At 36.8% G+C, this 13740-nt stretch carries 13 protein-coding genes; 8 read left to right on the plus strand and 5 right to left on the minus strand.

Annotated elements, in window-relative coordinates:
* The first annotated feature begins 174 nt into the window (after positions 1-174).
* From RHTP_RS00545 to sdhB, 5 genes are all read left to right on the plus strand, one after another.
* Positions 175-3120 carry a hypothetical protein gene (locus RHTP_RS00545; protein ID WP_138106099.1) on the plus strand — a complete coding sequence of 982 codons (2946 nt, stop codon included), beginning with the start codon at positions 175-177 and terminating at the stop codon, positions 3118-3120.
* Between the two features lie 155 nt (positions 3121-3275).
* A complete protein-coding gene (locus tag RHTP_RS00550) occupies positions 3276-4025 on the plus strand; it encodes a TatD family hydrolase (RefSeq protein ID WP_138106100.1) in 750 nt (249 codons plus the stop codon).
* Between the two features lie 69 nt (positions 4026-4094).
* Entirely contained in the window at positions 4095-5093 is a 999-nt protein-coding gene (locus RHTP_RS00555; RefSeq protein WP_244609499.1) for a succinate dehydrogenase/fumarate reductase transmembrane subunit, read from the plus strand.
* A gap of 5 nt (positions 5094-5098) precedes the next feature.
* A complete protein-coding gene (sdhA, locus tag RHTP_RS00560; protein ID WP_138106101.1) occupies positions 5099-6991 on the plus strand; it encodes a succinate dehydrogenase flavoprotein subunit in 1893 nt (630 codons plus the stop codon).
* A 6-nt stretch (positions 6992-6997) separates the two neighbouring features.
* Positions 6998-7762: a succinate dehydrogenase iron-sulfur subunit gene (sdhB, locus tag RHTP_RS00565; protein ID WP_138106102.1), complete on the plus strand. Its 765-nt coding sequence runs from the start codon at positions 6998-7000 to the stop codon at positions 7760-7762.
* A gap of 534 nt (positions 7763-8296) precedes the next feature.
* On the opposite strand, the gene RHTP_RS00570 is transcribed toward sdhB, so the two are convergent.
* Together RHTP_RS00570 and RHTP_RS00575 are read right to left on the minus strand one after the other, a co-directional pair.
* Complete coding sequence (locus tag RHTP_RS00570) at positions 8297-8812, minus strand: transposase (RefSeq protein ID WP_138106103.1); 516 nt, start codon at positions 8810-8812, stop codon at positions 8297-8299.
* Positions 8769-9122, minus strand: a complete 354-nt coding sequence (locus RHTP_RS00575; protein ID WP_138106104.1) for a transposase — start codon at positions 9120-9122, stop codon at positions 8769-8771. The genes RHTP_RS00570 and RHTP_RS00575 overlap by 44 nt, the downstream gene beginning before the upstream one ends.
* A gap of 163 nt (positions 9123-9285) precedes the next feature.
* On the opposite strand from RHTP_RS00575, the gene RHTP_RS00580 reads away from it, so the two are divergent.
* The 3 genes from RHTP_RS00580 to RHTP_RS00590 all read left to right on the plus strand — a co-directional run bounded on the left by RHTP_RS00580 (position 9286) and on the right by RHTP_RS00590 (position 10796).
* Positions 9286-9792 carry a hypothetical protein gene (locus tag RHTP_RS00580; RefSeq protein WP_138106105.1) on the plus strand — a complete coding sequence of 169 codons (507 nt, stop codon included), beginning with the start codon at positions 9286-9288 and terminating at the stop codon, positions 9790-9792.
* An 18-nt stretch (positions 9793-9810) separates the two neighbouring features.
* Complete coding sequence (locus tag RHTP_RS00585) at positions 9811-10323, plus strand: hypothetical protein (RefSeq protein ID WP_138106106.1); 513 nt, start codon at positions 9811-9813, stop codon at positions 10321-10323.
* 143 nt (positions 10324-10466) lie between these two features.
* Entirely contained in the window at positions 10467-10796 is a 330-nt protein-coding gene (locus tag RHTP_RS00590; protein WP_138106107.1) for a hypothetical protein, read from the plus strand.
* A gap of 98 nt (positions 10797-10894) precedes the next feature.
* On the opposite strand, the gene RHTP_RS00595 is transcribed toward RHTP_RS00590, so the two are convergent.
* The 3 genes from RHTP_RS00595 to RHTP_RS00605 all read right to left on the minus strand — a co-directional run bounded on the left by RHTP_RS00595 (position 10895) and on the right by RHTP_RS00605 (position 13337).
* Positions 10895-11848, minus strand: coding sequence for a hypothetical protein (locus RHTP_RS00595; protein WP_138106108.1), 954 nt, complete (start codon positions 11846-11848; stop codon positions 10895-10897).
* A 4-nt stretch (positions 11849-11852) separates the two neighbouring features.
* Positions 11853-12305 carry a hypothetical protein gene (locus RHTP_RS00600; RefSeq protein WP_138106109.1) on the minus strand — a complete coding sequence of 151 codons (453 nt, stop codon included), beginning with the start codon at positions 12303-12305 and terminating at the stop codon, positions 11853-11855.
* A gap of 132 nt (positions 12306-12437) precedes the next feature.
* Positions 12438-13337, minus strand: a complete 900-nt coding sequence (locus RHTP_RS00605; protein ID WP_138106110.1) for a hypothetical protein — start codon at positions 13335-13337, stop codon at positions 12438-12440.
* Positions 13338-13740: the final 403 nt, after the last annotated feature.

Consider the following 13740-nt stretch of genomic DNA (forward strand, 5'->3'; position numbering starts at 1 on the left):
AGTTAGTAAATTATTACTAAAATATTATTTAAGTTATAAAGTATAATAATTAGTTCATATTGAATATTAATAATTATTAGTTTTATAATAGTAAGTATTAATTACTATTTCGCTCTTAATTGTTCTTATTATCTTTTCTCCATCTACTCAGAGCTAAACTTAAAAGGAAAAAATATGACCGTTTCTATGAATTCCGTGTCTTCGAGTAATTTGGCTCAGAATGTTGCTGATCCCAAAGTAAAAATTATTATGGGTTGTTTATGTCAAAAAATCAGTGGGCTTTTTACCGAGAAAATGCTCGACAAAGCTGTTCAACCTTTAGAATTTACTAGAGAACTTCTTAAATTAAAAAAACAAGACACCGAAGAAGAAACAATAACTTTAATTTCAAGTAAATATGGTTCTGTTATTGATCAAAAAACGGGGGGATTTTTTGTCTCACTTTTGCATAAACTTCCAGAAAGCCCAATAGAAATAGGTCTTGAATATATTCAAAAAGCTCCAGGCTATGAACCTGTAAAAGGTTTCCAAGTTCCCAACGATTGGGAGAAAAACGAAACGGTTACGTTAAATCAGATCTATAAAGAACAATTTTTTGCATGGATATTGAAAAACAGTCAATTGCCTTTTCCTTCTATTTTAAACATGATTCACATTTTAAAAAGTTTTGATGATCCATCTGTTCCATTAGATAACCAAATTTGGGATAAATTTTTATTAACTGAAAAAAGACAGAAGCAGCTTAAAGAATTTCAATCTAAATATGATTTTTTGATGAATAACAAGTTTTTACACTCTTTTCCTATAGAATTAGAAAAAATCACCATTACTCGCGATATACAAAAACCCATAAAGTACCAATATGAGTTGTTTGAAGGGATTTTTAAATGGTTGGTTGAACAGCTCTTAGAAGATGTTCAAGCTTCAAATGATAGCCAAGCATCAAACATTGGTCAGACGCTAAAAAACACCTTGGAAAATCTTCCAAGGAAAGATCTTTCCATCAAAGTGCTTTCCTACAAACTAAAAAAAGTACTTCCCTTTTTACAAGCAAAGTTCATTTCTTTAATAGAGTATATTGAGGGAAATAAAGCGCGATTAAAAGAACTTGAGGAACAGCAAACTGAAGTAGCTAAGGTTCTAGTTATCTGTAAAGAAAAAGAAGAGCAGATCAAGAAGGAACGAGGGGAACACAATATAGGATTTAACATTAAGGCTGTAATGGATAGCCTTCTGGTTCTATATAAGGAACTAACAGAGCAGGGCGTTAGTGAGATAGAAAGAGATGCTCGATTTAATCAACAGCTACATAGCACTTTAAAAGAACAAATGACTACCTTAAAGCATGTGAAAGAAACAGAAGCTTATTTTATACATCAAAAAAAACTTATTGAAAAAAATGCAAAAGTCATTCAACAAGAGCTTTCTACTAATATGCATTTATTAGAGGCAGACTTTTCTCGTATTCATTTTTTAATCAACCATATGGATACTGGCATAGCTAAAGAGCAGGCTCGATGGAAAGGAGAAAGATTTAAGCTGTCAATCAATCAGTTTGATGAGATGTTAGAAAGAGAGTTTGTAGCTGAATGCAAGGTTTCTTCCTCTAAAGCTTCCAAAACCCCACAAAGACCTTTAGATTTTTCAGATGAAGAAGAACCTGTTTCTTTAGATGAAGAAGAGGGGTCTATTGCTTTATTTGAGCAACCTTCTAGTTCATCTACGTATACACCTAAGCTTTATACAGGTGAGCAGATTCAATCCTATTTAAGTAATAAGGCAAAAAACAAGCAGTTAAATGGTGTTTTAAGCCAATCTGTAGAAAGCCTCTTACAACAGATACAACCCTATTTACATCGAAAACAAGGTAAAGAGGTATACGATCACGCTTTATTAGGGGCAGCTGCATTAGAACAGATGGCACAAGCAATATATGAGAATAGAATAGATCATGTAGTATTAGGGTTTCGCAGCAGCTTAATTCATTGCCATTTTGCTGTGGAGCAAATGCTTAGCCAAGAAATCTTCCAAAAAACCGGAATAATAGCGGATTCTCATAATTTAACCTTTTTGGCAAATACGTTAGAAGCAAAGACTCAAAAGCCTTTTTCTAAAGAGGAGCAAGAATTCTTAGAAGAGGTAAGGGTGCATCTTTGGTTTCATTACCCAGAAGATTATAGGTTGTATTTTGCATATAACAACGCTACCCCAAAAGCATTTTCTTTATTAGAAATGCTTTCTCAACCTGGGATAAATAAAGAAAATGTACAGGAAGCAATGAAATTTGCTTTTGAAAAGTATTACCAAACCTTAGAATTGATTACTAAGCTTTCAGAAGCGCCTGCACAAAATTCTGTAGAACTTTTTAAGAGTAACTTAAGCGACCTGCAGAAACACATCAATGCAATAGCTGTAAAGCCTAGAAAACTTCCTGTTATCAAATCTTCACTGATCCCTAAAATGGATCGAGCATTAGAGAAGCTTATATCCTTAGATCAGCTTATTCATATCAAAGACTTAGAAGATGGATGGCTATTAGCAATTTTTGGTTCGATAAAAAGCTATTTGCAGCTCATGAAGGTTTCGTTAGAAACCCCTCAGAAAGCAACTAAACACTCTCTGCAAAAGTTTATACAAGTAGAAACCTTGTTAAACATGGAAAAGTTATTTAAAAACCTATTTAGAACTGTGAGTTTTCTTCATCTAGAAGGAGACACTCGCACGCATAGTTTAAACAGATTTTATTCAGCTATACAGGAGTTTTACGAAAAACCTTTATCAAAAGCGGATAGAAGTTTACTCAAAAGTATTAACTTAAGCACCACACACCATTATTTCCATAAAAAATCACATGCTGATCTAAAGAATGCTTATTCTCATTTTCTAGATGAAGCCCGTGCTTTATCATCGGCTAATGAAGAGTTTCCTGAAGTTGCTACAAAAAGTGGAAACATCTCTGTGAGGGATCTACAAAAAAAGATGGAAGAAAGTGGTCAAATTATGCAGACAATGGACAAATCTTTAGATCTATTTAAAAGATTATTAGACCCTGTAATTGTTGAAGTGCAGAAGATCAACAACGATATAGAAAAAGAGCTTAATAGGCTGCAGATCGGATAGCTTGGAAAAAAACTTCATCATTTTCTAGACATAAAGAACATAGACAGCAAATAATTCTAGCTTAGAAAAAATATTTTTTAATGAAGGCGAACTAAATACAGTTGTCCGGAATTTCCGGACAACTGTATTTAGTTAAGCTTCTAGGGTGGTTTTTTATGTTTATAGATACACATGCTCACCTTACAAGTGACACACTGGTAAATGATACACAGCAGATTTTAGCGCGTGCTCAAGCCAATAGAGTCGATAAGATCGTCAACATTTGCACAGATGAAGAAAGTCTAAAAGCAGGGCTTCTTTTAAGAGAGAAAAACCCTTGGGTATTTAATGCAGCAGCTACTACTCCGCATGATGTAGAAAAAGAGGGAGAAAGTTTTTTCCCTTTTGTAGAACAAGCGGTTTATCAAAAGCAGCTCATCGCTATTGGTGAAACCGGTTTAGACTATCACTATCAACACTCTCCCAAAGAGATGCAGAAAAAATACTTAGAGCGTTATCTGGATTTAAGCCGCAAAATGGATCTTCCGATAATTTTTCATTGTCGTGATGCATTTGCTGATTTGTTTGCTATAGCAGATGGGGTATCTGCCGTACTGCATTGTTTTACAGGTAGTTTAGAAGAGGCAAAAAAAGCACTAGAGCTTGGATGGTACTTATCGATTAGTGGAATTGTCACTTTTAAAAAGTCTCAAGTGTTGCAAGAGGTCGTAAAATATGTGCCTTTAGAGCGTTTATTCATAGAGACAGATGCTCCTTATCTAGCGCCAGTGCCTTATCGTGGAAAAGTTAATGAACCTGGGTTTCTTCCAGAAACAGCTAAGATGATCGCTTACTTAAAACAAATCAGCATAGAAGAAGTGGCTAAAACAACTAAAGAGAGTGCGGAAAAGTTTTTTCGTTTTTGAGGAATTTTTCCTTTTGTAAAAGTTACCTGATCTATTTAATACAATCTTTGATGTTTGGAGATTGTAACAGTGGTACCTAAATCTTTTATTTGGCGTAGACTTCACTCTTTAATGGGGCTTTGGCTCGTCTTATTTCTATTAGAACATTTATTGACTAACTCCCAGGCAGCTCTTTGGGTAGGAGAGGATGGGCGTGGATTTGTGAAGATGGTAAATAGCCTGCACAATCTGCCTTATCTTCAAGCGATTGAACTAGGACTATTAGCGGTTCCTTTTGCTATCCATATGTTTTGGGGTGTTAGATATTTAATGACTTCTAAGGCTAACTCTTATTCTACAAAAGAGCAAAATCCCCATTTAAACTATGGAAGAAATAAAGCCTATACCTGGCAAAGAATTACCTCTTGGATCTTATTGGTAGGGATCATTTTACATGTGGCTAAATTTCGTTTTATAGAATATCCGAATTCTGTGAATTTGGGATCGCAAACCTTTTATTTGGTAAATGTCACGTTAGATAAAGGGTTATATACACTAGCTGATCGTATGCAAGTGGCTTTGTATGATGAAAATCAGATTTTAGAAGAACAAGCGATGTTAGAAAATCGCAATGCTGAAGAAAGGGTTATGCAAGCAGCTCAAGAGGTTAAACAGCAACATAGTTTATGGAAAGGACCTTTTATCGAATATAATGAACAAGAGGCTCTTTTGCTAAATGCTACGCAGAGCTATAAACAACGACTGAATTGGGCGCTTGCTCTAAAAAAACAAAAGCTCTCGGGCTCAGAAGTGGTAGCTGTAGCCAAAGATTTTGGTACAGCTACCTTGCTTACCGTGCGTGATACTTTCAAAAGTCCGATTTATGTAGGTCTCTATACCATTTTTGTGCTAGCAGCTTGTTTTCACGCTTTTAATGGCTTTTGGACTTTTCTGATCACCTGGGGATGGGTCTTAAAAATGGCTGCACAGAGATTTTGGGTATGTGTTGCTGTTAGTATGATGGCTGTTGTTGCCTTTTTGGGATTAGCTGCGGTGTGGGGAACGTACTGGTTTAATTTAACATCTTAAAAGATATGTCGAAGCGAAAAATGGGAAAAGAAGTCATTGTTGTTGGAGGGGGACTAGCTGGTTTATCTGCTGCTATGAAACTAGCAGAAAAAGGCTGTCATGTCAAAATTGTCTCGGTGACAAAAGTAAAACGCTCACATTCTGTTTGTGCACAAGGTGGAATTAATGCGGCGATGAATTTAAAAAATGAAGAGGATTCTCCTTTCATTCACGCCTACGATACGATTAAGGGGGGAGACTTTTTAGCTGATCAACCGCCTGTTTTAGAGATGTGTTTAGCGGCGCCTGGTATTATTCGCATGATGGAGCGTTTTGGATGTCCGTTTAATCGAACCTTAGAAGGGAATCTCGATTTTAGACGCTTTGGTGGGACCCTATATCATCGAACAGCTTTTTGCGGAGCTTCTACAGGTCAACAACTGCTTTATGCTTTAGATGAGCAGGTGCGTCGCTATGAAGTACAAGGCAGAATAGAAAAATTCGAGACTCACGAGTTCATGCGCCTTGTTCTTGATAATGAAGGCAGAGCACGAGGCATTGTGCTAATGGACTTATTTAACTTAGAGCTGAGCGTATTAAAAGCAGATGCGGTGGTCTTTGGCACAGGAGGACCGGGATTAATTTTTAAGAAGTCCACAAACTCTACTTTTTGCAGCGGAGCTGCTAATGGCAGGTTATTCAAGCAGGGAATGTATTATGCAAATGGGGAATTTATTCAAATTCACCCTACTGCGATCCCTGCGGAAGATAAAATGCGTTTGATTTCAGAGTCTTCTCGTGGAGAAGGAGGCAGAATTTGGGTTTGGGGAGATAGCTCTAAAACAATTGCTAATGCAGAGGGTAAAACCCTTCCTTGTGGCGAAACGGGAAAACCTTGGTATTTTTTAGAAGAGCTCTATCCTGCTTTTGGGAACTTAGTTCCTCGTGATATTGGAGCAAGAGAGATCTTGCGTGTTTGTGAAATGGGTTTAGGGATTGATCAAAAAATGCAGGTCTATTTAGATGTGTCGCATCTTTCAGAAAAAATCCAACATAAAATTGCTTCTGTTTTAGATATCTATGAAAAGTTTACCGGAGATGATCCGCACAAAGTGCCGATGCGCATTTTCCCTGCAGTGCATTATTCGATGGGAGGAGCATGGGTGGATTGGCCAGCTGCTGATGATCCCGATCGACTGCAGAGGTTTAGACAAATGACGAACATCCCTGGTTGTTTCAATGTAGGGGAATCAGAATTCCAATATCACGGTGCCAATCGTCTGGGTGCTAATTCTCTACTCTCTTGCATTTTTTCTGGACTAGTAGCTGGGATAGAAGTACCTCGTTATTTGGACACGCTAGAGCATAGCTATGGAAACATACCCACCACTATTTTTTCACAAGCCCTGCAAGAAGAAGAAGCTTTTAAACAAGATCTCATGCAGCGCAATGGACCTGAGAATGTCCATCAATTGCATGAGGAGTTATCGGATGTATTGATTAAATACGTTACGGTCAAGCGCAATAATGAAGATCTGACAAAAGCAATAGAGGCTATCAAAGAGATTCGTAAGCGTTATCAAAATATCTGTTTAGATGATAAGGGAACCTGTTTGAATCAAACTTATGTATTTGCCAATCAATTTTCTTATATGTTAGAGATTGCTTTAGTGATTACAAAAGGAGCTCTTTTACGCGATGAGTTTAGAGGAGCCCATTACAAACCTGAATTTCCTCATCGAGATGATGAGAATTGGTTAAAAACGACGATAGCTGCCTATCAAGATATAGAGCCAGAAATCAGCTATAGACCGGTTGATTTGCGCTATTTAAAACCGATAGGGCGTGATTACAGCAAAGCTAAAAAAGTCATTCCTGAGTTTGAGAATGTCCCTACAAACATCGTATTGCCTTTGTGAGAGATCATGGAAAAAACATTCACTTTAAAAGTGTATCGTGGGATTGCTGATCAGCAATACTGGGAAGAATTTGAATTAGAATTGAAGCCTTTTTTTAATATCACCTCAGCGTTAATGCAGATACAAAAGTGTCCTATTAATAAAAAAGGAGAAAAGGTTACGCCGATTGCTTGGGAACAGGGATGCTTAGAAGAGGTATGCGGTTCTTGTTCTATGTTAATCAATGGTCGTCCTCGTCAAGGGTGCACAGCTCTTGCTCACCAATTATTACAAGCAACAGGCAGCTCTTGCATTACAGTGGCTCCTTTAACAAAATTTCCTCTCATGAAAGATCTAGTCGTAGATCGTACAAGTATGTTTGAAAACTTAAAAAAAGTACGTGCTTGGATAGACGTAGATGATGCTTTAGATCGAGGCTTTGGGCCTAAAATCAGCCCTGAATTACAAGAGGCTATGTATGTTTTATCTACTTGTATGACTTGTGGTTGTTGCACAGAAGCGTGTCCTCAAGTCAATCCTAACTCGCAATTCATGGGACCAGCCCCCATATCTCAAGCGCGTCTTTTTAATGCGCACCCTGTTGGGAAATTAGCAAAAGCAGATAGGCTTCGGCCTCTAATGGATGAATCAGGTATCAGCGGTTGTGGAAATGCACAAAATTGCGTAAGAGTCTGTCCCAAAAATATACCCTTAACAGAATCCATTTCTGTCATTGGCAGAGAGGTGAGCAAACAAGCCTTAAGAGACATGGTAGGTCTGCCCGATGTATAATTTAACTTTTTTTTAAATAAGATCTACGATTATAATCCCTTTCAAAGTTTCTCCGCTGTTGGGGATACCCGAGCAACTGAAAAGCGCATTAACGATAAGTAAATATTTAAGGGATCATGACGCTAAACAACTTCTATAAGTTTTTTAGGAAGCGATCCCACCTATTGAGAACAAGGTTATTGTAGCCATTGCCCGAACCCCAAACGGCGGTTTTTTTCTTCTTTTAGCCCTGCGTCTTTTCTATGACGGAACTTAATGATCCATAGCATTTAAGACTTCATTTACTTTGCTAAACTAACAAAATAATTAATGCATTGCATTTGGACTAGAGCTTTAGCTTTTCCGCTTTTTTTTAGTCCTGAGCTGCTCTTGCAATCGATTTTTAAGACTTCTTATAGGTTTTTTTTACTTTTTGTTAAAATAGTTATTTGTTATACTGCAATATCTTTTAAACAGTTTATATCTAAACTTTGGAGTTTTTTATGACAGTATCATTAGGAAAATCAGGACAGATGAACCTATCTTGAATTAAATTTATTGTTTTAAAGATACTTGCCGACTTAAGAAATTCATCCAATAGCCAAGTAGTCCAAACATTAATAGACCATTCCAATATACTGCCTTTCTTTCCCAGCGCACTGTAAGGCGACGAAAGCCTGTCTTTAACCAAGAAATCGTTCTCTCAACGACCCAACGTTGCTTTTCAAGGTAGCAAATACCTTTTATCTTATATCCCTTGGTGTTTCTTTTCCGTGCTATCAGAGGAAAAACCTTATAGGAAAGGACATCGATACGTGTTTGCTCTGAGTCATAACCTTTATCTGCTTCAAGTATGGGTGCTTTTCCCTGATTCCATACTTTTTTAATGAAGGGAACAACTTTACTAAGCAGAGGAATCACTTGTTCTTTCTCATCTCTGGATGCTGATGTAGAAGTAATTGCAAGAGGCCTTCCTGATTTTTCCACCAGTAAATGCGATGTCACGCCTTTACCTTTGTACCCATAATCAACAAGCTCTCCTCCTCCGCGTCCTCTGGAAAAAAAAACCATCTACTGAGAGTCTCTGGGCATCAATACATCCTAGCTGTTCTGCAATCTTAAGAAGCTCTTCTAAAAATTGATCTAAAAACCCAGCGGATTGCATTCTTCCAAGCCACGCATGTGCTGTTGAAGGATGAGAAAATTCCTTGTTTCCAGGTGCATCTTTCCAAGGAGCTCCTGTACGGAGCACCCAGAAAATAGTATTCACTACAGGTCTCCAAGGCGCTAATTTTCTTCCATAATGATTGCGATTTACCCATTTTTCCATTTGGGGTTCGAGTATTTTAAACTGTTCTTCATTTAATCCTTGCTTGCTCATGTCATCTGTCTTTGGTTAAAAAATAAAAAGATCATGCATCATAGCGAAAATTAATATTCAATTCAAGATAGGTTCATGGTAAAAAACTATACTAGAAACAAGAAAGAATATGAAATGTTACCTATTCAAGAACTAATCTAATATAAAAACAAAAGGTATCTAAATGACTACTCTTATTACTCGTTTTGAAAAATGGAATTATCAAGCTCAATATCAAATATTTAACAAATTGTATACACATACAGCAAAAACAGAATGGATTAGAGGTCCTGCATTTATTGCATTCGGCACATCTCTTGCAGTAAGAGCTGTCCTTCTAACTGCTTCTGTTGGTGACTTAACAATCAATGGCTTTAGGCTTACCCTTAATCCTTATCAATCCTCAGAACAGAGGCAACGCGGATGGACTCTTCTTAATAAAGTTCCTTCGCAATTTACTTGGGATTTGATTGGAGCTTCTTTAGCTATGTTAATAATAAATTCTGTTAGAGTCGCCTTTGATACAGAATATTATATACTGTCGTGTGCAGAGCATTCAAAAGTAGATTGGATTCACGCCGAAGCAGGTACAATGGATAGCCAAACCTACGAACGTGAGTCAAACTGTGCTACGGGAAGAGCTAAAACAGGTCGAGAAAAGTGGAAAAATAGTCAGGGAATAGCCCCTTGATGAATTAAAGGTATCTAAATGACTACTCCTATTACTCGTTTTGAAAAATGGAATTATCAAGCTCAATGTCAAATATTTACCAAGCTGTATATACATACAGCAAAAACAGAATGGATTAGAGGTCCTGTATTTATTGCATTCGGCACATCTCTTGCAGTAAGAGCTGTCCTTCTAACTGCTTCTGTTGGTGACTTAATAATCAATGGCTTTAGGCTTACCCTTAATCCTTATCAATCCTCAGAACAGAGGCAACGCGGATGGACTCTTCTTAAGAAAGTTCCTTCGCAAGTGGGTTGGAATTTAATTGGAGTTTCTTTAATCACATTCATGATAAGTACGTTTTTGATCTCCTTCGACCCAGAATTTTATATACTGGTGTCTACAGAAGAGGCAAAAATAAACTGGATTCATGCAGAAAAAGGCACACTTAACATTGAAGAACACGATTATGATTTCAGAAATGTCACCTCCGAAGGTAAAACAGGTCGAGAAAAGTGGAAAAATAGTCAGGGAATCGCCCTGGGCTTCTGACTTAAATCATTGATCATATCACCTAATAAGATAGATTTTAATGAATTAAATCTTATATAAAAGATCTGCCTTGAATCAAGGTAATCTTCTTAGACTATTTTTAAGAAGTCAATCTGAAATGAAAATTACACACGGAAATAATTATGGTCTTCCCTATTGGAAATCCTGGACAAGGAAATGCATTAGCAGCCAGATATGCTGGAAAAGAAGTTAAGATGGCGGCAGCAAAGAGCTTAGTAAATCAAAGTCTAACAACAGTCAAAGAAGTAGTAACGCCTGCATTAGCACAAGTTGTTATAAATAACAGTCCGAATATTCCACCACAAAATATACAAAGGGCTGTTAACTATTCAACAAATAGCACGCAAAATTCTATTCAGAGAGCTGCAAATAGATCAATTGAATCACCCCATTTTTTTGGAGATCCTAATTCTTCAATTTCACGTACTACAGATTGGTTGTTTCGTAGATAAACTTTACTTAGGGGTCTCTAAGAGACCCCATAAGTTTGCAGTGCATTAAGTGTAAAAGAAAGCTTCTTGTGATGAAAGGCATTAAATGTTTACACCAATCAAAGTCCATTGGGAAATGGAATGTATGTGGCTCCTTGGTCTTCCCAATTGAATATACTTTTTTCAAATGCTTCTGTCCATCCTCCTATAGATCCAGTTAATTTTTTGCATATAATATCTGGATAGGTCTCATATTTTCTTGTTGGGAGAATATCGCCCCATTTAGATTGATGATCTGTCCAAAAAATTACTCGTACAACCGATCTAAATATGGCTGTTAACCAGTTGGCTTGGTTACAAAGGCTATTATCCTCAACATACAAGCAGTAAATTTTTTTACAAAACGGGAGAGCGCAGTCTGCTTCATTTTCTGTAAATCCCATTTTGTTTTTATCCATTTCTTGTATAATTTTCAAAGCTTTTTTAGCTGTAGCACCAGTTGCAATTCTTCCTTTGTAGATCACCTCTTTGTCGATGGATGTAGAGGTTGGTACATAAGCGTATTGATATCCCCACCAAGAAAGTCCTGCATGCAGTTCATTAGCAATAGGAAGTAGTTCTTGATAGTTTTGTGCTTTATTCACAGCTGTTTTTAAGCTGATCGATAAAGGTTGTTGTAACTGCTTTTCATAAGAAGGCCATTTAGAGTGATGGTTGACCCAAAAAAGAATATTCATGACAAATCTACATAGGGTTGTTAATCTATCTGCCCGCTTGCAATTGACTATATCTTTTGTATATAAATGGGAAATTTGTTTAGATAACTTGCTAATATTACGCTTCTCTTCTGGGGTAAATTTGACTCCATTTTTTTCCATTCCTTGTCTAATTTTCAAAGCTTTTTCAGCTACAGCACCAATAGCAATTGTGCCATGATATAGCGATGATTGGGGTGTAACACTAGCGTATTGATATCCCCAAGAAGAAAGTCCTGCGCATAGCTTGTCAGCAATAGAAAACAAGTCTTTATATGTTTGTGCTTGATGTAGAGCGGTTTTTATATTTGTAGTCATTTTTTTATTTATCCTTTTTAAGGAGTAATGGCTTTATTGTCTTTTGATTGTTTTCTTCATACTTCATTGCAACCCGTGCTAAACTAGCTATTCCACCGCCTACAGCCCCTATAGAGGCAGCTATCATCTTGCCTTTATTAAAAGAAGTTGGAGGAACCCATGATAAGCCACCGCATAGAGTACCTATAAGACCACCAGTCAAAGCAGACACCGCTGCTATAGGACCAACTACGTTAAATGTAGTCAAACCCACAACGCCCCAAACTGAGCTGTTCAAGCCGACTATAGACCAAGCAGCACAAGCGCTTATTCCTGAATATAATCCTGTTTGTAAAGTAATCATAAGAGATTCTTGCATGACTGCTTTAACTTTAGATCCTGTATAGAGTACTGGTGTTTTAAACACTTCATTGCTAAGCACGCATCCTGAGCTTAGAAGAGGTTTTATATTTGCCACTTCCATTGCTTCAACACAAAATTTTGCGCAATTAGCAACATCGCTTCCTTTATTTAAAAAATCTGGATCGTTTATAGAATAGTCGTTTGTAGCACAAAATCTCTCCCAGAAAGGGCGCTTATCCCCGTCGATTTAAAAAAACACGCTAGGATTACCTTCCTTTTGATTACAAACTTTTCGCCAGATTTGATCTATCATTCTTTGAATGTCTTCTTTAGGTCTTCTATGGGTCTCAGATTTTGCATAGTTTTTTACATACCTTTCTGTTAAATGTTTAGGAAGTTCAAAAAGTCTAACGTTTGCATCTCCTTCTTGGTCTTTTACTAGATCTATCTGTCTTGCAAAATAGTTTCCTTCCTCAATTGTTTCCACCACAAGCAGCGCATGCCCCATCCAAGTGCAAGGAAGGTAAGCCTCCCAAATACCACTTGTATCAGAATTGAACATGGTTACACACCAATGATCCATGTCTATGAGGGTTTTCTTATCTATGGCGCTTTTTCGTTCTTTTATTTTCTCTTCAAATGAGAACTTACAACTGTCTTTTTGACCATAAACATGGGGATATCTTTCTTTAGCCCAACTCACCTGCTCTTCTAATAACAACTCATCTGATGCAGAAAATTTTCTTAGTACAGTTACTTTATCGGACATGGTTTTAAGATATAACTCATTGACGGCGGTAACAAGCTCAACAGGATTTTCATACTTTACTTTCCATACATGAAGCTTTTCTGTATCAGTGAACTCTAATTTGCCATTAGCGTCAAAAATAGGATCCATTTCTATCATGAATTCAATAAATTCTTCTGGAGAAGAAAAAACTGTGGGTATATCAGCTAGATTAGTAAAGGTGCTGGTTTTTTCTTTGCCCTGTATGTTTAGAAACTCTATTTTGTCATCATGGCGAATAAGATGGGTTTTACCTCCGCTTGGTAAATACCAGGTATGCGTTATATTCTTTATTGGGTTTTCTGCCCGCGTGTAATTATAGCAGCTGCAACAGCCATTTAAGGTATTAGAAATCGTCATTGTCTCTTTGGTCCTTTATTAAGGATAATTACGTTTAAAAGATGTTGTAGTATAACAAGGAATTGTTTTAACATAAATCTAAATAAAATATTATAAGTTCTGCAGATTATGTATATGTGTAATCGTTACACATTTATATAACCGTATTTCATAGCAACGTGTGTTACTGGTAAACTTTGATTCTCAAGCTAGTTTGTCAATAGGATTAGGAATTGGCGATGTACTTTAATTCAGGGACACGTTCTGTCCTCTGTACAGGACATTTTTTTTAAACCACTCTTAAAACACACCTACAACGTGTTTTTTTTCTTAGTAAGAGCTTCAGGTACTCTAAAAGCTCTTTTAATCTATCTAAAGGCTGAGATAAGCATCTCTTTAGTCTTTCAAAGCCTACTCTAAAAAT

The sequence above is a fragment of the Candidatus Rhabdochlamydia sp. T3358 genome, assembly GCF_901000775.1.
Lineage (GTDB): Bacteria > Chlamydiota > Chlamydiia > Chlamydiales > Rhabdochlamydiaceae > Rhabdochlamydia.